This is a genomic window from Chryseobacterium lineare, from assembly GCF_977014045.1.
This window is the reverse complement of record NZ_CDRNIQ010000001.1, coordinates 344,212-365,984: the sequence shown is the minus strand read 5'-3', so window position 1 is coordinate 365,984 and position 21,773 is coordinate 344,212. Positions and strand designations below refer to the sequence as shown.

At 37.8% G+C, this 21,773-nt stretch carries 21 protein-coding genes; 9 read left to right on the top strand and 12 right to left on the bottom strand.

Going from position 1 to position 21,773, the window contains the following annotated elements; genetic code table 11:
* Window positions 1-286 precede the first annotated feature (286 nt).
* The 8 genes from ACWNCI_RS01625 to ACWNCI_RS01590 form a co-directional block, all read right to left on the bottom strand.
* Window positions 287-871 carry a Crp/Fnr family transcriptional regulator gene (locus ACWNCI_RS01625; RefSeq protein WP_449386916.1) on the bottom strand — a complete coding sequence of 195 codons (585 nt, stop codon included), beginning with the start codon at window positions 869-871 and terminating at the stop codon, window positions 287-289.
* Between the two features lie 10 nt (window positions 872-881).
* Window positions 882-1,193: a hypothetical protein gene (locus tag ACWNCI_RS01620; protein ID WP_449386915.1), complete on the bottom strand. Its 312-nt coding sequence runs from the start codon at window positions 1,191-1,193 to the stop codon at window positions 882-884.
* Between the two features lie 188 nt (window positions 1,194-1,381).
* Window positions 1,382-2,992, bottom strand: coding sequence for a Na+/H+ antiporter (locus tag ACWNCI_RS01615; RefSeq protein ID WP_449386914.1), 1,611 nt, complete (start codon window positions 2,990-2,992; stop codon window positions 1,382-1,384).
* Window positions 2,993-3,129: 137 nt separating this feature from the next.
* Window positions 3,130-3,477, bottom strand: a complete 348-nt coding sequence (locus ACWNCI_RS01610) for a hypothetical protein (RefSeq protein WP_449386913.1) — start codon at window positions 3,475-3,477, stop codon at window positions 3,130-3,132.
* A 43-nt stretch (window positions 3,478-3,520) separates the two neighbouring features.
* Complete coding sequence (locus ACWNCI_RS01605; protein ID WP_449386912.1) at window positions 3,521-4,141, bottom strand: alpha/beta hydrolase; 621 nt, start codon at window positions 4,139-4,141, stop codon at window positions 3,521-3,523.
* 3 nt (window positions 4,142-4,144) lie between these two features.
* A complete protein-coding gene (locus ACWNCI_RS01600; protein ID WP_449386911.1) occupies window positions 4,145-5,098 on the bottom strand; it encodes a ring-cleaving dioxygenase in 954 nt (317 codons plus the stop codon).
* Window positions 5,099-5,144: 46 nt separating this feature from the next.
* Entirely contained in the window at window positions 5,145-5,441 is a 297-nt protein-coding gene (locus tag ACWNCI_RS01595; protein WP_449386910.1) for a GNAT family N-acetyltransferase, read from the bottom strand.
* A gap of 162 nt (window positions 5,442-5,603) precedes the next feature.
* Window positions 5,604-6,533, bottom strand: coding sequence for a ring-cleaving dioxygenase (locus tag ACWNCI_RS01590; RefSeq protein ID WP_449386909.1), 930 nt, complete (start codon window positions 6,531-6,533; stop codon window positions 5,604-5,606).
* A 436-nt stretch (window positions 6,534-6,969) separates the two neighbouring features.
* Here ACWNCI_RS01590 and ACWNCI_RS01585 point away from each other — a divergent pair, with 436 nt between their 5' ends.
* The 4 genes from ACWNCI_RS01585 (at window position 6,970) to ACWNCI_RS01570 (ending at window position 12,093) form a co-directional block, all read left to right on the top strand.
* The gene (locus tag ACWNCI_RS01585; protein WP_449386908.1) at window positions 6,970-7,998 is read left to right on the top strand and encodes a methionine ABC transporter ATP-binding protein; all 1,029 of its coding nucleotides are present in this window, start codon (window positions 6,970-6,972) and stop codon (window positions 7,996-7,998) included.
* A complete protein-coding gene (gene metI, locus ACWNCI_RS01580) occupies window positions 7,991-8,647 on the top strand; it encodes a methionine ABC transporter permease MetI (protein ID WP_346985853.1) in 657 nt (218 codons plus the stop codon). The genes ACWNCI_RS01585 and metI overlap by 8 nt, the downstream gene beginning before the upstream one ends.
* A 181-nt stretch (window positions 8,648-8,828) precedes the next feature.
* Window positions 8,829-9,638, top strand: a complete 810-nt coding sequence (gene metQ / locus ACWNCI_RS01575; protein ID WP_449386907.1) for a methionine ABC transporter substrate-binding lipoprotein MetQ — start codon at window positions 8,829-8,831, stop codon at window positions 9,636-9,638.
* Window positions 9,639-9,828: 190 nt separating this feature from the next.
* Complete coding sequence (locus ACWNCI_RS01570; protein WP_449386906.1) at window positions 9,829-12,093, top strand: glycoside hydrolase family 3 C-terminal domain-containing protein; 2,265 nt, start codon at window positions 9,829-9,831, stop codon at window positions 12,091-12,093.
* Between the two features lie 172 nt (window positions 12,094-12,265).
* Here ACWNCI_RS01570 and ACWNCI_RS01565 read toward each other — a convergent pair whose 3' ends face one another.
* On the bottom strand, window positions 12,266-13,651 hold the full coding sequence (locus tag ACWNCI_RS01565; protein ID WP_449386905.1) for an MFS transporter: 1,386 nt from the start codon (window positions 13,649-13,651) through the stop codon (window positions 12,266-12,268).
* 143 nt (window positions 13,652-13,794) lie between these two features.
* Between ACWNCI_RS01565 and ACWNCI_RS01560 the strand changes: the two genes are divergently transcribed.
* Both ACWNCI_RS01560 and ACWNCI_RS01555 read left to right on the top strand, forming a co-directional pair.
* Complete coding sequence (locus ACWNCI_RS01560) at window positions 13,795-14,265, top strand: Lrp/AsnC family transcriptional regulator (protein WP_449386904.1); 471 nt, start codon at window positions 13,795-13,797, stop codon at window positions 14,263-14,265.
* A gap of 123 nt (window positions 14,266-14,388) precedes the next feature.
* The gene (locus ACWNCI_RS01555) at window positions 14,389-15,024 is read left to right on the top strand and encodes a response regulator transcription factor (RefSeq protein ID WP_346985857.1); all 636 of its coding nucleotides are present in this window, start codon (window positions 14,389-14,391) and stop codon (window positions 15,022-15,024) included.
* Here ACWNCI_RS01555 and ACWNCI_RS01550 read toward each other — a convergent pair.
* Window positions 15,017-17,971 carry a sensor histidine kinase gene (locus tag ACWNCI_RS01550; protein WP_449386903.1) on the bottom strand — a complete coding sequence of 985 codons (2,955 nt, stop codon included), beginning with the start codon at window positions 17,969-17,971 and terminating at the stop codon, window positions 15,017-15,019. The two genes, ACWNCI_RS01555 and ACWNCI_RS01550, sit on opposite strands and share 8 nt — an antisense overlap.
* Before the next feature lie 463 nt (window positions 17,972-18,434).
* Here ACWNCI_RS01550 and ACWNCI_RS01545 point away from each other — a divergent pair, with 463 nt between their 5' ends.
* The 3 genes from ACWNCI_RS01545 (at window position 18,435) to ACWNCI_RS01535 (ending at window position 19,625) form a co-directional block, all read left to right on the top strand.
* Window positions 18,435-18,578, top strand: coding sequence for a hypothetical protein (locus ACWNCI_RS01545; RefSeq protein WP_449386902.1), 144 nt, complete (start codon window positions 18,435-18,437; stop codon window positions 18,576-18,578).
* A gap of 518 nt (window positions 18,579-19,096) precedes the next feature.
* Window positions 19,097-19,321 (top strand): hypothetical protein, encoded by a 225-nt coding sequence (locus ACWNCI_RS01540; RefSeq protein ID WP_042722242.1) that lies wholly within the window; start codon window positions 19,097-19,099, stop codon window positions 19,319-19,321.
* The gene (locus ACWNCI_RS01535; RefSeq protein WP_449386901.1) at window positions 19,302-19,625 is read left to right on the top strand and encodes a helix-turn-helix domain-containing protein; all 324 of its coding nucleotides are present in this window, start codon (window positions 19,302-19,304) and stop codon (window positions 19,623-19,625) included. The genes ACWNCI_RS01540 and ACWNCI_RS01535 overlap by 20 nt, the downstream gene beginning before the upstream one ends.
* A gap of 806 nt (window positions 19,626-20,431) precedes the next feature.
* Here the strand turns inward: ACWNCI_RS01535 and ACWNCI_RS01530 are convergent.
* Complete coding sequence (locus ACWNCI_RS01530; RefSeq protein WP_449386900.1) at window positions 20,432-20,686, bottom strand: hypothetical protein; 255 nt, start codon at window positions 20,684-20,686, stop codon at window positions 20,432-20,434.
* Window positions 20,687-20,981: 295 nt separating this feature from the next.
* Window positions 20,982-21,716: a DNA-binding domain-containing protein gene (locus ACWNCI_RS01525; protein ID WP_449386899.1), complete on the bottom strand. Its 735-nt coding sequence runs from the start codon at window positions 21,714-21,716 to the stop codon at window positions 20,982-20,984.
* Window positions 21,717-21,773 lie beyond the last annotated feature (57 nt).

The following is a 21,773-nucleotide window of genomic DNA, read 5'->3' as shown; positions in this document are numbered from 1 at the left end:
TTTGTTCTTCGACTTAATATTTGTGTCGCACTCAGACAGTGGGATTTTCTTAACGTTCATAAAATTATTTTTCTTAACGCTTCAGTTTCCTAGGTCGGTTTATGTATGTTATTATTGGGTTCTTCGTTTGATGACTGCTGATAAAGACAGGACAATGAGATGACGTGATTGAATAATAGAACTTCTCGAACCACCCCATCAAAAATTCTTTCAGAATTTTCGCCACCCCTCCAAGGGAGGGGAATTTTTGTGGGTGAAATGTAATGGATGTTGGTGAAAACAACTGTTATTTTTCTCTGGTAGCTAGGCGTTTTCTGATGGTGCTTACAAATTCCTTGGAAACACCGAGGTAAGAAGCAATGTAGTATTGTGCTACTCTTTGCGGGATGGATGGATAGACTTTAATGAATTCCAGATAGCGGTCTGAGGCGCTTTTTGAGATGGTATTTACGAGCCGGTTCTGGAGCGTGGAAAGGTTTCGCTGAACAAGCATTCTGAAAACTCTTTCAAATTTCGGAATTTCAGTTAATAATTTTTCTTTGGTTGCCGGATTCAGCATATAGATCTCGGAATCTTCCAGTGTTTCAATATATAAATTGGAGGGTTTCTGATCCTGAAAGGAAGCAATATCACTGATCCACCAGTCTTCAATGGCAAACAGAATGGTGACTTCAAATCCGTTATCATCAAGATAGTACACTCTAACACAACCTTTCTGGATATATCCTTCAAACTGACAGATCTCACCTTCACGCAGCAAAACGGTCTTTTTGGGAAAAGTTTGCAGAGTAAGCAGATCTGTGAAAAATTGTTCTTCTTTAGAGTCGAGATTGATGAATCGTGTTACGTTTCCGATGATGTTTTCAGACATAGTTTGCAGTTTAGGGCTGCAAATTAGGAAAAAGTGTGTAAACTTCGTTCTTTAATAATCCGCTTCCTCCGCCGTAATGGTCGATTATCTTTATATTTTTATCCAGCTTTTCACAAAATTCTTTAATGTCTTTCTCGAACTGTTCTTCCAAACCGGAACTCAGGAGAACGATATCGAGCTGCTTATTTTGAATGTCATTATAGCTGGCATTTTCATCGGTCTGAATGTATGCTTTCCAGCCGTCATTATTTTCAATGACTCTTTTCAGGGTATCGAGGATTTCCTGATTTTTACCGATGACTAAAAAATTTAGGGTGTTCATTTTGATTTGTTTATTTTATGTTGGTTTGAACGCAGAGGACGCTAAGATTTTTTTTTAATACTTTCTGTTTTTAAGGTTCACAAAGCCGTTTCACTTATAAGAGCTGGAAGAGATTTCTGAATTAAAGCTACCAAATACCTTCAACCTCAATCTACATCTTAACCTCAGCCTTAACCTTCGATTTTGCTTTATAAATGTTTACTTCCTGTTATTTTTAATTCATTCAAATCCAATTGTGATTCTGCTTTCCGGATTTCATCATCACTGAATTGTTTTTCCCTTTTCATTTTAAAGAGTTCTTTTCGCTGTAAGGCAAAAATATCCAGCATGATCTGATGATACTCGTTAAGATCGTTTCTCCTGTTGGTACACATCTCAATAGAGTTCAAGTGATTTTTGTGAAGCTTGATATCGTTTTCAATTGTATTTTTAAAGTTTTCGACAAGGCTGTTGGCATTGATATTCGGCTGATATTTTTCATGGAGTCTGCCGAGTGCCAGATTATCGAGCCGAATCTGAATTCCCGCCTGCTGTTCATGCGAGGGCTGAATATGATCGATCTCACCGATTTTAATGAGCTTAATAATCAAAGGAAGGGTAAGTCCCTGAAAAACGAGCGTTACAAAGATCACGACAAATGTTATGAAAATAATTAAATTCCTCATTGGAAATTCCGACTGTTCATTCATCATGACAGGAATCGAAAGTGCCGTTGCCAGGGAAACAACTCCTCTCATTCCCGCCCAGCCTATGATCAGGGGATTTTTCCAGCCCGGAGTGGGATCTTTACGGATGTTTTTACTGAGCCATCTCGGAATATGTGCTACAGGATAGATCCAAAGCATTCTTACGACGATGACAATAGCGCTGATGATGAGCCCGTATTTTATTCCTTCCATTAAAGAGGTTTTTCCCAGTCCGCCGATGATGTCAGGAAGTTCGAGACCTATGAGTACAAATACCAGTGCATTCATTACAAAAATCAGGGTATTCCAGACACCAAGCATATTGACTCTTGTTGTTCCTGTTTTGAAGATTTCATGGGAACGGAATGACATGAATAGCCCGCCACTCACCACTGCCATCACCCCCGAATAATGAAAATGTTCTGCAGACAGGAATAAAATGTATGGCGTAATCACTGTCAGTGCTGCATCAATCGCCGGTGTAGTCGGCAGAAATCTGTGAATGGCATAGAAAATATGGGCTCCGGCAATTCCTACGACGACGCCCATTCCTGCGACGAGAAAGAACTGTCCGGTAGCTTCCTGCATAGAAAAAACGCCGGTCATAACCGCCGCCAGAGCAAACCTGAAAACAATCAGTGATGAAGCGTCGTTGATCAGACTTTCTCCTTCCAGTATCGCAACGGTACGTTTGGGAACTTTCAATCCTTTTAAAACAGTAGTTGCTGCAACGGCATCGGGAGGTGAAACAATACCACCCAACAAAAACCCCATAGCCAGCGTAAAGCCCGGAATTAAAGCCTGTGAAGCAAATGCCACCACCAGTGATGTCAGGAAAACCAACCCGAATGCCAAGAGTCCGATGGTTCTTTTCCATTTCCAGAAGTCATTCCATGAGGTGTACCATGCGGCTTCGTATAAAAGCGGCGGAAGGAAAATCAGGAATATAATATCCGGATCTAATTTTAAGACAGGAACTCCGGGAATAAGACTAATCCCCAATCCGGCCAACACCAGAAATATGGGATAGGCAATTTTGATGCGTTGTGCCAGCATAACGAGCATCATGACGATGAGGAGGAGACCTAGTATAAGAAGTAGTTGTTCGTGCATGGTTTTTTATTTAGTCATTTTCTTTTGTCTTGTAAACAAGAGATAAATAGATGATAGACGAATAGAAAATAGATGATTAATGTAAAATAATCGACTACAATGTCTATCCTCTATCCGTCTATTATCTTGCTGTCTTATTACAAATGTATGAATAATGAGGTTCTTTCTCTCTTTTCCAGGTTTTTGGTTTTATGGCCTTTTCCTGTTGTGTCTTCCACCAGGAGAATTTCTCCGGTCCGGAACTGACGGATTTCTCCGAGGGACGTTTCTATTTCCACACCTCCATCCAAAAGCACGATGTACTGTTTCTGCGGAGCATGATGAAAATCGTAATCGTAATCTGCGGAAACTTTCCTGAACTGCAACTTTTTAACTTCTACATCTTCGGATAAAAATCCTATTTCGCCTTGATCGATTAAAGGAATTTCAAGATCTTCAAAATAAGATTCGCCTTTTTCGTCGCTACATATTTTTGTGATTTTCATGATGTTTTAAATTAATAAAAAACTAATAGTACGTTTTGTTTATCTATACAAAAATCAGTGAATTTGCCAGTTCAATTTCTTCCTGATTGATGGAATGTCCGAAATTTTGATAAACTTTCTCAGTAACATCGGCATTCATTTCTTTGAAAATATTTGCCGTGGCATATACTCTTTCTACCGGAACATGAAAATCAGGATTGCTGGTCCCCAGGAAAATCGGGGTTTGCGCAAAGTCTCCACGATAGTTTTCGCGGTTGATTTTTTCGCCTATTACACCACCGATAATGGCTGCAGCTCCTCCGAATTTCTGTGCATTCCTTGCCAAAAACTCAAGCGTCAGACAGGCACCCTGTGAGAATCCGAAGAAGTAAATGTTTTCAGGTCTAATTCCTTCAACTAAAGCCTTTTCAACGGTTTTACCGATCGTTTGCAATGCTGAGGAAAGCCCGGGTTCATTTTGTTCAACCGGAGCAATAAAGGAGAACGGATACCAACTTCCGTTTGTGGCTTGAGGGGCCATCAATGCATAATCTTTTACGTTTAAATGTTGTGATAAACTCAAAATATCCTGTGCGCTTCCGCCTCTTCCATGAATCATAATTAAAGCTTTTTCAGCTTCATTTAATGGTTTTCCTGCTGTTTTTATATCTAAAATATGGGCCATAATTTATCTGTATTTTTCTGTTGGATAATTAAATTTAGGGAGAACTTCCAACAAGTGTTCTCTTTTCTCTTCAAACTGTTGAGGAAGATTTAAATGTTCACCTAAGGATGCCAATTCTTCATCAACATCAAACCCGGGTCCTGAAGTGGCAATTTCAAACAAAACACCCCCTGGCTCTCTAAAATATACCGAAGTAAAATATTTCCGGTCTTTCACTTCGGTATGTTCCAGTCCGAATTTATTCAGTTTTTCGATCATTTCAAGTTGGGTTTGTGCGTCCGGAGTCGCAAAGGCAACGTGGTGTACGGTACCTCTTCCTGCAAGTCCTTTCAAAGCATTCGGAGTGCAAAGGAGATCTACATATTTTCCGGGTGCATCCTCAGCGGCATATCTGAAGCGGTCTGAACTTTCAGCAATGAGCTTATGATTCATCTGGGTAGTCAGCAAAGCTGCCGTTCTTTCATAGGCATCCAGCCAGATTTCCACATGATGAATTCCTTTAATGGCAAAATCTTTCGGGATAAAATGATTGTTGTACCCTTTACGTTCGTCTTTATCATTAAAAACCAGCTCCAATCCCAGTCCGTCAAAATCTTCGAGGTAAATGAATACTTCCCCCGAGAATCTTTGTTGAGGATGCTTAAAAGGGATATTAAACTGATTCAGGCGGTTCATCCAATAGTCAAGCCCATCCATTGATATTGAAAATGCTGTTGTATTGAGCATTCCTTTACCGTGTCTCCCGTTGACGAGTCCTTTTCCGTAGGGAAAAGTCGTCATAATTGTTCCCGGAGTTCCGAATTCGTCGCCGAAGTAAAAATGATAGACATCGGAGTAGTCGAAATTTACGGTTCTTTTTACCAGCCGAAGTCCTAAAACTCCGGTATAAAAGTCGATATTTTCCTGTGCGTCGCCTGTAATGGCTGTAACGTGGTGAAGTCCTGTGATCAGTGTCATGGTTTTGGATTGAAGGTTAAGGTTGAGGCTGAGGTTTAAGAAATGTTTAGTTTTCTTCTTTGAACCAGACATCGTTGTACAATTCCGGGTTTCTTTTGAACTGGGCATGAACATAGGGACACAACGGAACAATTTTAAGTTCATTTTCTCTTGCATAAGAAACCAGTTTATCCAATAATATTTTGGCAAAGCCTTTTCCTGCGTATTTTTCGTTAACCTCGGTGTGATAAACCGTTAGTTTGTTTCCCATTACCGAAATATCCATTTTTCCGGCTTTGTTGTCGTCTGAAAAAAGCTGTATTTCTCCTCGTACGTTTCCTAAAATTACTTTCGTTGTTTCCATAATGTTTTTTCTTTGTTGTTGGTTGATGGTTAAATAGCAAACCGCTTCTGCTTACTGCTTACTGCTTACTGCTTACTGCTTACTGCTTACTGCTTACTGCTTACTGCTTACTGCTTACTGCTTACTGCTAAATTACTGCGTTTGCTGAAAATGGCTGATGATCTATGATAACTTCGGCAACACTTCTTCTATTTTTTCGCGTAGGCCTTCGTGTTGTTTTGGAAGTTTTAAGCTTGTTCCCAATTCGTTTAATGGTTCATCTACAGTGAATCCAGGATTATCGGTTGCAATTTCGAACAAAACACCACCCGGTTCACGGAAATAGAGTGAATAAAAATAATCTCTGTCGATTTTCGGAGTAATGTTCAAGCCTGCCGAAAGAACTTTTTCACGGAATTCCATTAACACAGTATCATCTTTCACTCTGAAAGCAACATGGTGATTGGTTCCCGCAGCGTTTCTTCCTGCTAATAGTTTATCATTCTCAATAATGTCAACGATATTGGCGGTTTCTATTGCATCCGTTGCAAAACGATATCTTTCACCTTCCTGCTTATTTAATTCATAGCCGAAAATATCTGTTAAAACTTTCATCGTAGGTTCTGCCTTTTTCAATGTAAGTGTTACATTATGAAATCCTTTCAATGCATTTTCTTCTTTGATGTCATCTGTTGTCCATACTTTCCTATCGTCTGTAGAAGATTCGATGAACTGAAGCTGCAGACCATCCGGATCTTTAAATGAAATCAGTTTTTCACCGAATATTTCACTTTCTTCTACATTTACGTTAAATTGTTGCAGTCTGTTTTTCCAGAAATCAAGACTTCCTTTTGGGACTGAGTAGCCGATATGTGTTGCCAATCCTGTCCCGTTGGTACCCTTCCCTATTCCTTCCCATGGAAAGAATGTTAAAATAGTTCCCGGTGCTCCTTCTTCATTTCCGAAATAAAAGTGGTACGTTCCGGGATCATCAAAGTTGACGGTTTTCTTTACCAGTCTTACTCCCAAAACGCGGGTATAAAAATCTAAGTTTCTTTTTGCGTTGTCTGCAATCGCTGTGATATGGTGCAGGCCTAAAATTCTATTATTCATTTTGTTTAATTTTTATATGACAAATGTAGACCGTTATAAAATCCTGCACATTTAACTAGTTTAATAAATGATGTTTTTGAAAGTGAATTTTTAATTTTTGGAAATAGCTTACGAAAATGTTTCATTTAGTAAAAAAATAAAAATCTAAAAATCAGCCTATTAAAAACAAATTTAAAATTATTTCACAAAAGTCTACTTTTTTAGTGGACTAATGAAAATTTATATCCTATATTTGCAACCGTAATCAGAATATAAAAACAATGAATACAGGTTTGAAAAATATTACAATCACTAACCATACCATCAATCATATGATGATGTATTGCTGTATGCCTGAAATAGCGCATTGTGGTGACTGACCTTACTTTTATATGACATATTTTAAAGGCTTTACCACGTTGTAAAGCCTTTTTTTATTTAATGAAGAATCTTAAAAATGATAGAGATAAAAAATATTTCAAAAACTTTTCATCAGAAAAAGCAGTCTTTTAAAGCACTGGATCAGATCAGCCTGAGCGTTGAGAAAGGTGATATCGTAGGAATTATAGGCTTTTCCGGAGCAGGAAAAAGCACGTTGATCCGAACGGTAAATCTGCTTGAAAGACCTGATGAGGGAAAAATTATCATCAACGGAAAAGATTTTACCCAATTAAAATCCAGAGAATTGGCTAAAGAACGAAAAAAAATAGGGATGATCTTTCAGCATTTTAACCTTCTTTCTTCAAGAACCGTTTCTGAAAACATTGCTCTTCCCCTGGAACTGGATGGTGTAAATAAAACAGCGATCCACAAAAAAGTGAGTGAACTCCTTAAAATTGTTGGCCTTGAAGACAAAGCCGGCGATTATCCGAAAAGTCTTTCAGGAGGACAGAAACAAAGAGTGGCGATCGCTAGGGCGCTCGCCAATGATCCTTATCTTCTTCTTTGTGACGAAGCAACAAGTGCACTGGATCCGGCTACAACACTATCGATTTTACAGCTGTTGAGAGATATTAACCAGAGGCTTGGCATTACGATACTGCTCATAACGCATGAGATGGAAGTCATACGTACAGTGTGCAACCATGTTGCTGTTATCGACAAAGGTAAACTTATTACAAAAGGGACTTTACAAGAGATTATCTCACAAAAGGATCACCCCATTATCAAACAATTTTTAAACTCAGGAGCTATGAATATACCGCAAGAACTGAATAAAAAACTACAGAAAGAACCACAGGACGGATTATTCCCTCTCGTAGAAGTCGAAGTAAATGAAGAGATCTCTGTTGAAGCGCTGCTCTCCATTGTCTACGACAAATATAAAATTCCCTACAAACTATTGAAGGCAGATGTCGAGTATCTGGGAGAAGCCAATTTTGGTAAGCTTCTCTTGCAGCTGCAGGGTGAGCAGGAGAAAAATCAGCAGGCTATTTATTATTTCAACCAGAATAAAATTCAAAACACAGTAAGGGGTTATGCTTAGTGATACGGTAATTTCTCTTTTATCAAAAGGAGTCTGGGAGACGGTTTTCATGACATTTGCATCCGGTTTTTTCGGATTTGCTTTAGGTTTGCCGGTCGGGATTCTCTTGTTTTTGACGAGAAAAGGACAGCTACTGGAAAATGTGACTTATCACAGAATATTATCTGTACTGGTTAATATTTTCCGCTCTATTCCTTTTATTATTCTGATCGTCTGGATGATCCCTTTTACACGAAGCCTGGTGGGAACATCTATCGGTGTGAATGCAGCTTTGGTTCCGCTCAGTATCGGGGCCACGCCTTTTATTGCAAGGCTGGTTGAGAACAGTCTGTTGGAAGTTCCTTCCGGTCTTATCGAGACTGCCAGGGCACTGGGCGCAAATCCGATGCAGATCATCCGGAAAATTTTACTTCCCGAAGCACTTCCCTCTTTAATAAACAATGCAACGATCACCCTGATCACATTAGTGGGCTATTCGGCAATGGGAGGCGCTGTGGGAGCAGGCGGACTGGGTCAGATCGGCTATCAGTACGGCTATATCGGCTATGATTCGGTCATTATGAATCTCGTCCTGGCATTACTTGTGGGAATTGTATTTATCATTCAGTTTTCCGGTGACCGTCTGGCTAAAAGATTTGATCACCGTTGAATTTACAGGGAAGTAATCATAAGAGTCAATCATTCTTAAAAATATAATGTGAATGTGAAATAGTGTGGTGACTTTGTTATCCTTTGTCACCTGTGGTAAAGGGCGAATTTCCGGAAATACCCTGAGATTAAAACCTTCTGTGATTTTCGCTTTTTTACCATTAAATAAGAAAAAATTAACAATGAAAAAAATAAAATTTTTTGGCTTACTAGCCGTGGGAATAATATTATCATCCTGCAATTCAGGAAAAAAAGAGGATCCGAATTACATTAAGGTCGGCATCACTTCAGGACCGGAACAGCAAATTGCAGAAACCGCGAAAAAGGTGGCAAAAGAAAAATACAACCTGGAAGTGGAGCTTGTTGCCTTTAATGATTATGTAGTCCCCAATGAAGCGCTACATAACGGAGATATTGATGCCAATGCCTTTCAGCATATTCCTTATCTTAATGAACAGTCAAAACAGCGAGGATATAAGCTGGCCGTTGTAGGAAATACATTTGTCTACCCTATCGTGGCTTATTCCAAAAAAATAAAAAATATCAGTGAACTGCAGAACGGCAGTACCATAGTGATTCCTAATGACCCGACGAACGGCGGCCGTTCATTATTGCTGTTGCAGAAAAATGGTTTGCTCAAACTAAAAGACGGCATAGGCTTATTACCTAAAGTTACCGATATTGTCGACAATCCGAAACAGTTGAAGATTCTTGAAATCGAGGCTCCGCAACTGCCCAGAGTGCTTGATGATAAAGAAGTCGTACTGGCGATTATTAATAACAATTTTGCTGCACAGGCCGGACTTGACACCGAAAAGCAGGGAATTTTAAAGGAAGACAAAAACTCTCCCTATGTAAACGTCATTGTTTCAAGAGAGGATAATAAAAATTCTGAAAAAGTGAAAAAATTCGTCAAAGCGTATGAGTCTGATGAAGTGGCGAAAAAGGCTGAAGAAATATTTAAAGGTGGCGCTATCAAAGGATGGAACTGAAAATATAATGTTACTATTGATTTAAGAGATTCTGTTATTTATATATGTTTTGGGCATCATTTCAAAATTGAAATGGTGTCTTTTATTTCAAAAAATAGTCAGAAATAACCATTTTGTTAAAATTACATTTTCTCAATTTGAGATAATAAAAAAATTTCCTACTTTTGTTTTTAATCAAAAAAGGCTTTTTATGTTAAAGAAAACCGCCATTGTAAGTTTATTTACTCTTATTTCCGCTTCGTATATGGCTCAAAATACCACTGCAATTCCCGTTTATTTAGACGAATCAAAACCTGTTGAACAGCGTATTCAGGATGCTCTTTCCAAAATGACACTTGAGGAAAAAATTGCGATGCTTCACGCACAGTCAAAATTCAGTTCTCCGGGTGTACCAAGGTTAGGAATCCCTGAATTCTGGACGACCGATGGCCCTCACGGTGTTCGTTCTGAAGTGAAATGGGATGAATGGGACCAAGCCGGCTGGACCAACGACTCTATTATTGCATATCCGGCGCTGACCGCGCTTTCAGCGACATGGAACAAAAATATGTCATGGAATTACGGTAAAGCCTTGGGCGAAGAAGCACGCTACAGAAAAAAAGACATTCTTTTGGGACCTGGCGTCAATATTTACAGAACACCCCTAAACGGAAGAAATTTCGAATACATGGGCGAAGATCCTTTTTTAACGTCAAAGATGGTGGTGCCTTATATCAAAGGAGTACAATCAAATGGCGTGGCCACATCGGTAAAGCATTACGCTTTAAACAATCAGGAAATGTTTCGCCATACGAGTAATGTTATTATTAATGACAGGACATTATATGAAATCTATCTTCCGCCATTCAAAGCAGCGGTAACAGAAGGAGATTCATGGACGATTATGGGCGCATACGATATGTATAAAGGACAGTATGCCAGCCAGAACCAGTATCTTCTTAATGATATTCTTAAAAAAGAATGGAACTACAAAGGTGTTGTGCTATCAGACTGGGGCGCAGTAAATAATACGGAGCAGGCGATCCACAACGGTCTTGACCTTGAATTCGGAAGCTGGACCAATGGTTTATCAGAAGGACATTCCAATGCGTATGACAGTTATTATCTGGCACAGCCTTATTTAAAATTAATTAAAGAAGGAAAAGTTGGAACCAAGGAACTTGACGATAAAGTTACACGACTTCTGCGTCTTGCCTATAAAACGACAATGAACAGAAATAAGCCTTTTGGAAACATTGCTTCTGAAGAACATAAAGCAGTCGCTAAAGAAATCGGTGAAGAAGGAATTGTATTATTGAAAAATCAGGGAAATGTACTTCCGATTGATATTAATAAAGCTAAAAAAATTGCTGTTATCGGTGAAAATGCCATCAAAATCATGACCGTAGGCGGAGGTTCTTCTTCTTTAAAGGTTAAATATGAGACTCTTCCTCTGGAAGGAATCAAAACGAGATTTGGAAAAGAAGCTGATGTACAATATGCAAGAGGATATGTGGGAGATATCGGCGGCGAATACAACGGTGTGAAATCCGGACAGAACCTGAAGGAAGAGCGCTCTCCTGAAGCACTTTTAAATGAAGCTGTAGCACTGGCAAAGTCTTCAGATTATGTAATTTTTGTGGGTGGACTAAATAAAGCTGATTTTCAGGACAGTGAAGGAAACGACAGAAAAAGCTATGGACTGCCGTATAATCAGGATAATGTAATCTCAGCGTTGGCAAAAGCCAATAAAAATCTGGCAGTGGTACTCGTTTCCGGAAATGCGGTGGCAATGCCATGGGTAAAAGAGGTTCCTACCATTGTTCAGGCATGGTATCTGGGTTCTGAAGCCGGAAATTCTCTTGCCGCAGTGTTGGCCGGTGACGCAAACCCTTCCGGAAAACTTCCTTTTACTTTTCCTGTAAAGCTTGAAGATAATGCCGCTCACCAAATGGGTGAATATCCCGGAAATAAAGAAGAACTGGCAGCCGGAAAAGGAAAAGATCAGAAAAATCCTATCAATATAAAGTATAACGAAGGTATTCTGGTGGGTTACAGATGGCATGACACTAAAAAAATTAAGCCTTTATTCAGCTTCGGACACGGTTTGAGCTACACCACTTTTGAATTCGGGAAAGCAAAAGCAGATAAAAAGGAGATGTCTCAGGACGACAAAATCACTTTTACCGTAACCGTTAAAAATACCGGTAAAAGAGCAGGAGCCGAAGTGGCACAATTATACATCAGTGATCTGAAATCCTCTGTTCAACGACCTACAAAAGAGCTGAAAGGTTTTGAAAAAGTATTCCTGAATCCGGGAGAAGAAAAAGAAGTGACATTTACGATTGATAAAACCGCTTTAAGCTTCTTTGATGCCGATAAACACGATTGGGTGGCAGAACCCGGAGATTTCGAAGCACTCATCGGAAACTCTTCTGATGCCATCAAAACAAAGGTGAAATTTACACTCAAGTAGTTTTACTTATTTATATTTCTTAAACGTGAATGCCTGAATTTTAGTTCGGGCATTTTTTATTTAGAATCAATAATCATTTACATTAAGTCTGATTAAACAATTGTATTGCTTATGAAGCTTAATAATTTAATTTTAAAAAGAAATTATTACTTTATAGAATAAACTGAATCACCTACTCTATAAGCATTTCTGTTTTTCTGACTTTTATATTTTTAATAACAAAATAAAACAAGGCACCCAATGCAAATAATGAATAGCTCGTCAGAATGATTACGCTTAAATTTCCGACTGCCAACACAGAAGGAAAAAGCTGACTCATTAAAGTCATGAATGACAGCCCGATTCCCGCCCCTAGAAAGTAACTTGTAGAACCCAGACTTGCGGCCACCCCGTAATCTGAAGATCCTACATCCTGAATTCCCAACACCGACAACGCCGTAAAACAAAATGTCATTCCTATTCCTGAAATACAGGCTGCACCTATTAAAACCAACGCCAGCGGATGTCCGATATATACTGAAATCAGGAGAGACAACGAACCTGTCAACATAGAAAACCATCCTAAAATTGCCATCTGAGGGGAATTAAGCTTTTTAGAAATGTAAGGAAGAATGAACTTTGCCACCAATGCAGACATTACACTGAACGGTACCAACAGCAATCCTGCTGTAGCTGCATTATAATTCATATCTTTCTGCAGCATCAATGAAATAAGAAACAGAAAACCAATAAAAAATGCTCCTAAAGCAACAAAACAAATACTGGAAATCTTTAATGATCTATGTTTCATGAGCGATAAATCGATTAATGGCTGGGAAATCGACTTTAGATGGTAAAACACCGTGGTTAACAATAAAACAGCGATGAGCAGAGAAGATATGATCATTAATGGATATTCTTTAATATGGATTAATTCATGCGTTCCGTAAGTAAGGCTCAACAGTCCCAATACCAGCAAAACCCCTGATAAAAAGTCTGTTTTGTAAGATTTTTCTGATATCTCATCTTTGGGAAGATAATAATATCCAAATATTAAACTTATTGCAAGAACCGGAACATTGATGAGAAAAACCCAGTGCCAGCTTAGGTATGTACTGATAATTCCTCCCAAGGAAAGTCCGCTCCCGGAACCGATGGCTGCAAACGAACTGAAAATCCCGACTGCACGGTTTCTTTCCTGGTCGCCTGTAAAAGTATTGGTAACAATCGACATTGCGGAAGGCATGATGAATGCTGCCCCCAAACCCTGTAAAGCCCGGAATATTGCCAACGTTTCAAATCCTGAAGATAATCCAGCTCCTAAAGAAGCTACCATAAAGATAAGGGACCCAGACAGAAAGATTTTTTTACGTCCCATCTGATCAGACAACTTACCCCCGACGATGAGAAAACCTCCAAAGAAAAGCACATACAATGTCTGAAGCCACTGTACGGTCTCGGTACCAATACCGAACTGTTCCTGGATAGAGGGAATACTAAGATTCACAATCGCAATATCCAGCGCTTCTACAAAGGTTCCTACAGATGCCAGGATGAGTATGATATTCTTTCTGCTCATAAAGTTCATTTATGCTGCAAAATTACCATTAACAGAACGTATGTAAAAATTATATACTAAATTTGGAACATATTTAAATATATGAGTAATTTAAAGGAACAATTATTCTTTTATCCATATTTTAATGATAAAAAACAGAACAAATGACAACAGAAAGATACAAACCGGACGAAAAAGATCTTGCGATCCTCAGAATTTTACAGAAAGATGCCAAACTGAGTATCCGCGACATTGCCAATAGAATCAACCTGAGTCCCACGCCTACTCACGAACGTATTAAGAGAATGGAGAAACTGGGAATCATCAGAGAATACACCACCGTCGTCGACCGTAAAAAAGTGAATAAAGGAATGATGGTAATCTGTATGATTGCCCTTAATGTTCATCATAAAAAAACGGCAGGGAAATTTATTGAAGAGGTGGGAAAGCTGAAGGAAGTTGTTGAATTTTATAATATAAGCGGAGATTTTGACTTTATGCTGAAGATTTTAGCCCCGAATATGGATGAGTTTCACGAATTTTTTGTAAATAAATTATCTGAAATAGAAGGAATCGGGCAGACCAAAAGTATTTTTGTGATGAACAGCATTAAAGAGAGTATGCAGATTCTTTAATTCTACATGTAAACTATTATCAAAAAAGTGTTCTTTAATAATAAAATACAATGATTTAACATATTTGTTTTCAAAAAATTATTAATATATTTGAATTATATAAAACCGGATGAAAATTATATAATGGAAATCGATAAAAAAAGCGTACTTGTTATTGATGATCATAGCATTGTAAGACAAGGTGTTTACCTGCTCCTCAAAAAACATTTTGCCAATATAACTATTTTTGAAGCCTCTACTCTGAATGAAGGCAGAACGATCATTAAAAGAGAAAATATAAATTTCATCATACTTGACATTAATTTCCCTGAAGGCAACAGTCTGAATTTTGTTGAAAACCTTTCATTAGAATATGACGGAGATATAAGAATCCTCATGTTCTCGGCGTTGGATGAAGGTATTTATGCATTTAAATTCATTAAAGCCGGGGCCAGCGGTTATTTAAGCAAACTCTGTGAGCCTGATGACATTATAAGAGCGTTCGGTAAGTTCTTCGAATCCGGTAAATATATGAGCGAAGATCTTAAGGAAAAACTGCTGGACAACATGATACGAAAAAATAGCATTACCCCTATCGAACTTCTGTCTATCCGTGAGCTGGAAATTGCCAGGCTTCTGGCAGCAGGATTGTCTAATAACGAAATTGCTTCTAAACTTTACATTCACAAATCTACAGTAAGCACCTATAAGACAAGGATCTTTGATAAGCTTGGAATTACCAACATCCCTGCTCTGCTGAATTTTTTCAGCCTCAATTAGCATTAAAAATCAGGATTACTTTCGTTCCTCTCCCAACTACACTTAGCACTTCCATAGAAACATCTATAAGAGGCAGGAGGTCTCTGATGATCTTCATTCCCATTCTTGAGCCGGAAGATTCTTCAGAAGCATTAATTTTTGACACTTCTTCCTCCGACATACCTTTTCCCGTATCTTCAATCACAAGCCTACGCTTGCCGTCACTTTCAGAAGTATAAATAAAAATAGCACCATGATCTGTATATTTGATGGCATTATCCAGAATATTGTGGATCACGATACTCAGCACATCCGGATTACTGACAACCTTATCATCCTGGCCTATGTTATTATGAATCTGCAGAGACTTAAAGGCTGCCGTATTTTTAAATATGACAAAGCGCTGGCTGATAAACTCCCGGAGTTTAATACTTTCTTTTGTTTGATAATTATCGTAGATAAATATTTTATTATAATTAATGGTGGATTCTATGAACTCTAATATCTGTGCCGATGATTCATTGATAGAATGGATCGCTCTTTTTTCATGAGAATCTTCCTGCATATTTTCTAAGAGAATCCCTGCGCTGAGATTGATAAACTTCAGCGGACTCTTAATATCATGGCTTATAGCGGCTACAAACTTCTTCTGTCTGTAGAGCTGGGCATATAATTCTTCCCTGGTTTTAGAAAGAGATTTTATCGTATCTTTAAGTTCCGTAGTACGTTTTTCTATCCTGGCATTAAGAATTACGGTCTCTTTTTGTATTCTTATCAGCCTTATTTTATAAACTGTATAAAAAATCAACAGTACTATAATCACTAAAAATAATTTAAACACAGCTGTATCCCAGAACGCAGGCTGAACATTGATTTCTAAAGTTTTATAACTAAATACGGACGAAAAGTTATTAAGTTTTCTTACATGAATCCCATGCTTACCTTTTGTAAGGGAATTGATATTGATAATCCCGTTATCAGGCAGTGGAAGCCATCTCCCATCATCTATTTTATAATCAACATACTCATTCCCTGAGTTTCCGAAGTTGGCATAATCTACAAAAATTTTTACGTATCCGAAGTTCCTTTCGAGATTTAAAATACCATGAACTATTTTCTGCTTTTCATTAATGCTTACACGGTCTATATAATAATCTTCACTGGAAACAACAGGAAAAGCTTTTACAGTATTAATATAAAGAAGCCCGTCCATGGAAGGAAATATAACAAAACCATTTTTTCTAAGGCCGTTAATATTACTTCCTCCATTAAACTCAGATGTCAGAAGCCCGTCTGTTAAGGTGTATTTATGAATATAAACATCAGGATTCCCATGCAGATAGGCATCTTCAAACTGTTGTTTTTTCACCTGAAAAAGACCGGTATTTGAAGAAAGCCAGTAATACCCGAGACCGTCATCGATTACACTGTGTACCGATGACAACAGGCTATTTTTCTGCGGCAGACTGTACATTCTGCCTTTTTTATAAAGATAAAGCCCTTTACCGTAAGACTGTATCCAGAAAAGATCATCTCCGTTATTGTTGATGCTCCTGAAATTCACATTGGGCATCATCATTTTACGGATCATTTTCTTTTCATTAAACAGGTAAAGCCCTCTTTCCGTTGCCAGAAGGACTTCCTGATCGCTCACCTCACCAATCCCTTTCACGGAAATTTTAATATTATAAAACTTTTCTTTTATTACCTTACCCTCTTTGATAATGATGTAGCCTATCAGTTTTTGTCCTTTCAGATCAAGAGCAATCCATATCTTATCACCAGACGAACCGCTTATGGTATAAACTGAAGACTGAATACCGAAGTTCATAAGGATCGTATTTTTATTTTGAGACCACAGATTAATATGATGTTCGTTTTTAAAAACAAATTCACCGGGCTTTTGAAGTTTAACAATACCATAAGTATTATTGTTTTTAAAAGGTAAACTCCGTTTATAACCATCAGCACTGAAAATATCTCCGTCTGCTGTTATCACTTCACGGTCGTTGTAATCGGTAAGGGCATGAAAAATTGTTTTTCCGTTTAGTGCATGATGGGCCTTAATAAACTTTTTCCTGATCACAAGCATACCCTTCGAGAAAGTACCTACAAAGAGGGTTCCTGTAGACTTATCATAATACATACAGGTTATAGAAAGCCATTTGAGCGTTTCACTGTCACAGATGAGGCTGCACGTTACAGAACCGTTGATATATTCCACAAGATATATTCTGCCATTATTTCTTATTAAAAGTTGTTTGTTGGCATTATTTACGAAGTAGTCAAAATCGGCTGCTTTGGCTCTGATACCGGTTGGGTATTCCTTTATTAAGCCATTTTTATCAATTCTTTCAATAACAGTGCTGTTTCTTAAATAAAAAAGCTGATCGCCAAGAATGAAAAAAGCTGAGAAAAAGCAATCTTTACAATCTTTTATAAACCGTGACTTTTTTCCTTTGTTGTAAAAAAGACGATAATTATTCAGGCAATAGTTTTCATTCCTGTTAATGAAATAATGATATTTTTTCTTTAATACCCTCTCAGAATTGCCTTTTACAAGCTTATAAAGATTCTCATCTCCATAAACTTTAAGCTCCCGTAAAGTAGCGGTATCCTTTTTATTGACAATGGAGAAATTCCTGCTGCGGATCATAGCGGGGATCGTACCCGGGTTATAGAATGTGAAAAGCCAGTTGTCTTCAGCGGAACCGTCGATCAGTAATGTCCTGTTTTCAATGGTGGACAGCTGTATGTCGTAAGTAATGAAGTTTTTTCCGTCAAACCGCACAATGCCATTTTCTGTAGAAAGCCAGAGAAAACCGTATTTGTCTTTTACAATAGATTTTACAGTATTCTGTGGAAGGTTGCTGTCATCAGCATTATACCATTTTTCGTAGTAATTCTCATGCTGTGCATTGAGCTGTACGAATAGGAGAACAAGAAATAATGGCAAAAAGTTTTTCATATTGTGTTATAATAAAATAGTTAAATTTTGTAATACTAATACTACAGCAAGTAGTACAAATACTTATTAAATTTTAAAATAGTATTACATACTCTAAAATTTCATAGAAATAACTTTGTGCCTGTAGTCTTACGATAAAAACTTAACCAATGATTACCATAAAACTTACTCAAAAATACGTCTTTTTACGATACATCGTATGCAATACTGAAAAATATCAGCTACAAAATCAGCATGATATTAATCTGCCTTCTACAGCTCAATATAAAAAACAAAAAAACTAAAGCCTGAAAAATAAACAAATAATGAGAAAAAATTAAAGCTTTCATCCGGATCTTGCCAAGAACCTGTTAAGAACATGGAAGGTCTGACAGGTCATTAAAAAAAGGCAGCACAAAAAAGACCGGTACAGATGTACAAATAAACGGATCCCAACACGGAAATCGCTAAAGCCAGAAATACTATGAAAGTATTATGCGATCTGAGACGGAACTGTATGATGTTTACCATTGTATTACAGATTTCCGATAAACAATACAAGAAAGATCCGCTCAACACAAAGAAACCCGCTACAACAGCCACAAGAAAAAAACGAAGAAACAAATAACGAAAACTAAGTTAATACATATGAAAATTAATGCTGAGGCCCATGAAGGATTCTAAAAACACATTATGATTAGTAGGATTCAGATCTTGCAGAGAGTAAATCTCTGCAGTTCTGAAACCGAAAAGACAACACAAATTCAATTATAAAAATCAGGCACAGATATGATAAATATTATTTCGGAAAATCCCCTTTACACCAAAAGTGTTTTAATTACCCGGTTTTGAGGATGGTATTTCAAACAGTTTAATGCGTTTTTAAAATTAGTGAAATACATTAATTGCGGAACGGCGGTCATCCCATCGACATTGATGAAAGACTCCTTTCCGCAGCTCAAAACCAAAAGTATCCCAGAGATAAAGCGTGTAAAATGATAATGTTGAGCTAGTATTGCAGGGAATACCCTCTGCAATACTTTTAAAAATCCGGCTGGTGGATAAAATAAGAAGAAATAAAAACTAATACTATCATACAGAACAAGATCTGAAAGGAAAAACAGTACAATATAATCAGATATCGCAATGAGTAAGAAACTAAAGCTTCAGTATCAGTTTCTTCTGGGGAAAACCAAAAAGGAAATTTCCGGAGAACTGGGGCTTGAGTATAATTACTATCCGGCCGATGTCTGGTATTACGAACTTAACGTTACATTTTATTTCCGGAAAACAACGCTTATCCTGCATTTTACGGAAGGTGTGGTAACCGGGATCAGTATAAAAAAACATTATGGAAAGATCAGTACCTAACTACAGAAAAATCTACGAGGACATCATCAGCAGAAAATGTCCGGAGAAATATAACGCATGCGCATACCTTCTTAACAAAAATGAAATCATGGCCATGGATGTCTTAAAGCTTAATGAGATCATTTTCGGGACAAGTCCGGAGACGGAAATCAATAACCGCAAGCATAAAAACTATGACTACCATTCCATCATCAGAATTCTGGAATATCAGAAAGAAAAAGGGCTTAGCAATGTAGAGGTCTCAAGACATTTCAACCTCAGCCGAAGCACAGTCAGCAGATGGAGAAAAACATTTTCCTGTTAATTGTAAAGCCAATGTCTACAATAACTTTATCATAACAACTGCGAACAAGCAACCCATCAATAACAGCCTTTTTCAGAATAGATTCTATCTCGTCAGACAGCTATTAGTACCTTCTTAATTTCATAAGATCCCATCATGACAGTAGAATATAAAATATCAATACATATTTTATCAGGATTAGTTTTGGTTGATAGTTTTTAATTTCACTGCTATTCTAAAAAGGCTGATTTCCCTTAAAGTTTATTCTATATAAACAGATCAATGAAAAATCGACAGACACACAGAGCTGTCGATTTTTTTACGGTTAAGAATCTTTCCCGCAGATCATTGCCGAGAAATTAAAACAGTTCTTACATTTATATATAAAGCTGTTTAAACTTTTTATATAACTACAAAAGGACAAAAGCTAAGCTCAATTTTATCTAAAGTTGATGACTATAAATAAAAAAAGGGCACAATAGTTTTAAAAATCTTCGATTTTTATTCTTTTGAGAACTTTGATTGTTTTAATCATTGCGTTAAGATTATCTTTTGCGACTTTTGCGGTTAATTCTGGAATTAGTTTATCACAAGTTTTATATCTAAAAACCAGTTGTGCATTGTGCAATTTTTTTGTATCGGATTCGTCTATTCGAGTGTTTTTCGCAGCGCAGTGGAGAAAAATGTATCGAGAATGATATTCATCCTCAAAATCACAAACTTCTCGATACGCTTTTTCAAATCTACTCGAAGTGACGAAAGTGAATCAAAAATGCACAACAGGTACATCCAAACTATTTAAATACCAGTTTTAGGCCGGCAGCAAACTACAACTGATGGATAGAGATCTTTTCAAACCAGTATCTTATCCTTTGAGTGTACCACTCCACTTTCTCTTCGTTGAAGAACACAAGGAGTAGGGTATTTTCCCCATACCAGGTTTTATAGAGAAGGAATACCAGCGCTTCTTCTTTATCCATCAGTAGTCTGTAAGGTTCCAGCGTAACAAGAACCTCCTGTCTGTTCATCCGGCGCAGATCGGGGATGATAATATTTGCTTTTTTATTATTATTCTTTTTCATAATGCAGGTTGTGTTTATTTAAGCTCTTTTACTCAGATCCGTTTCTGTCGGGAAAACAGTACAATATCAGATCAACATTTAGAGAACATTATTTCAAGATGGGAATTATCCGTTTTTTATGCCGGTAAGTACACTTATGGGAGGAAGCTTCATACTGTACTAACCGCTTTTTACGCTTATAAAGACTGAACTACGTGGTAAACCTTCAGTTTATACTCAGCAAAGAAAACAATGTTTCAATTATGATAAATTGCAAACAACCACTACAATTAAACGCACAATGCCTTCACTCATACTATTCTACCGTCAGAATGTGATCAAATGCTACCGTTTGCGACTTTTTCAGCAGAGTACCTTCGCCGTCCCGGGTGATCACCTCCAGATGGTATTTCCCTGCGGGCAATGCAGGAATCACGACGATGAGTTCAGAAGTATTATTGCTCACGATGTCGAATGCCGGCACCATCGTTTTTGCCTGCGTAGCCGTATCGATGAAGTAAATTCCCCTTGCAGGATCATCTCCCATAATTTTGATTTGGGTTCCGATGATGCTAAGATTTCTGCTCGGAGTGAGAAGATCATTGACCGAACCACTCTTAACGTCGGTTACCTGCAGAATGGCTGATGCCGGAGTCGCCAATCCCAGGATATCGACCTCTATATCCGGAATCACTGCCCGTAACTTTTCTCCCTGATGAAAGTGGAATATAACGTTCTGCCTGTCTTTACTGAAAGTCTCCGAAGCACTTCCAAAAAACCCATGAATGCCAGCATTGGCCGTAAAATATCCGGTGTTTACCGAGTAGCCTTCACACAGCAGATACGCCATTTCCTCGAGAAAAATTTCTGTAGCATGCTCTATGACAGCAGCAGAGAGGTCTGCTCTTCCACGGCTTACCGCAGACTGACAGATCTGCGATATGGAAACTGTACGTTCGCTGACAGGTTTTGCCATAAAGTCGTTGGCGTTGTCTTTGGTTAATCCATTCTCATAAAGATATGCTTTGATTCTGTGTTTGTTTTCTGACATTTTAAACTGAATATATTTATATTGTACTTATTTTGAAGTTGAAGGTTGAGGTTGAGG

Excerpts from the sequence above, each read along its gene's own strand:
- ACWNCI_RS01625 (WP_449386916.1), bottom strand. The coding sequence starts at position 871 with ATGTCTGAAAACATCATCGGAAACGTAACACGATTCATCAATCTCGAC.
- ACWNCI_RS01620 (WP_449386915.1), bottom strand. The coding sequence starts at position 1,193 with ATGAACACCCTAAATTTTTTAGTCATCGGTAAAAATCAGGAAATCCTC.
- ACWNCI_RS01615 (WP_449386914.1), bottom strand. The coding sequence starts at position 2,992 with ATGCACGAACAACTACTTCTTATACTAGGTCTCCTCCTCATCGTCATG.
- ACWNCI_RS01610 (WP_449386913.1), bottom strand. The coding sequence starts at position 3,477 with ATGAAAATCACAAAAATATGTAGCGACGAAAAAGGCGAATCTTATTTT.
- ACWNCI_RS01605 (WP_449386912.1), bottom strand. The coding sequence starts at position 4,141 with ATGGCCCATATTTTAGATATAAAAACAGCAGGAAAACCATTAAATGAA.
- ACWNCI_RS01600 (WP_449386911.1), bottom strand. The coding sequence starts at position 5,098 with ATGACACTGATCACAGGACTTCACCACGTTACAGCCATTACAGGCGAC.
- ACWNCI_RS01595 (WP_449386910.1), bottom strand. The coding sequence starts at position 5,441 with ATGGAAACAACGAAAGTAATTTTAGGAAACGTACGAGGAGAAATACAG.
- ACWNCI_RS01590 (WP_449386909.1), bottom strand. The coding sequence starts at position 6,533 with ATGAATAATAGAATTTTAGGCCTGCACCATATCACAGCGATTGCAGAC.
- ACWNCI_RS01585 (WP_449386908.1), top strand. The coding sequence starts at position 6,970 with ATGATAGAGATAAAAAATATTTCAAAAACTTTTCATCAGAAAAAGCAG.
- metI (WP_346985853.1), top strand. The coding sequence starts at position 7,991 with ATGCTTAGTGATACGGTAATTTCTCTTTTATCAAAAGGAGTCTGGGAG.
- metQ (WP_449386907.1), top strand. The coding sequence starts at position 8,829 with ATGAAAAAAATAAAATTTTTTGGCTTACTAGCCGTGGGAATAATATTA.
- ACWNCI_RS01570 (WP_449386906.1), top strand. The coding sequence starts at position 9,829 with ATGTTAAAGAAAACCGCCATTGTAAGTTTATTTACTCTTATTTCCGCT.
- ACWNCI_RS01565 (WP_449386905.1), bottom strand. The coding sequence starts at position 13,651 with ATGAGCAGAAAGAATATCATACTCATCCTGGCATCTGTAGGAACCTTT.
- ACWNCI_RS01560 (WP_449386904.1), top strand. The coding sequence starts at position 13,795 with ATGACAACAGAAAGATACAAACCGGACGAAAAAGATCTTGCGATCCTC.
- ACWNCI_RS01555 (WP_346985857.1), top strand. The coding sequence starts at position 14,389 with ATGGAAATCGATAAAAAAAGCGTACTTGTTATTGATGATCATAGCATT.
- ACWNCI_RS01550 (WP_449386903.1), bottom strand. The coding sequence starts at position 17,971 with ATGAAAAACTTTTTGCCATTATTTCTTGTTCTCCTATTCGTACAGCTC.
- ACWNCI_RS01545 (WP_449386902.1), top strand. The coding sequence starts at position 18,435 with ATGAAAGTATTATGCGATCTGAGACGGAACTGTATGATGTTTACCATT.
- ACWNCI_RS01540 (WP_042722242.1), top strand. The coding sequence starts at position 19,097 with ATGAGTAAGAAACTAAAGCTTCAGTATCAGTTTCTTCTGGGGAAAACC.
- ACWNCI_RS01535 (WP_449386901.1), top strand. The coding sequence starts at position 19,302 with ATGGAAAGATCAGTACCTAACTACAGAAAAATCTACGAGGACATCATC.
- ACWNCI_RS01530 (WP_449386900.1), bottom strand. The coding sequence starts at position 20,686 with ATGAAAAAGAATAATAATAAAAAAGCAAATATTATCATCCCCGATCTG.
- ACWNCI_RS01525 (WP_449386899.1), bottom strand. The coding sequence starts at position 21,716 with ATGTCAGAAAACAAACACAGAATCAAAGCATATCTTTATGAGAATGGA.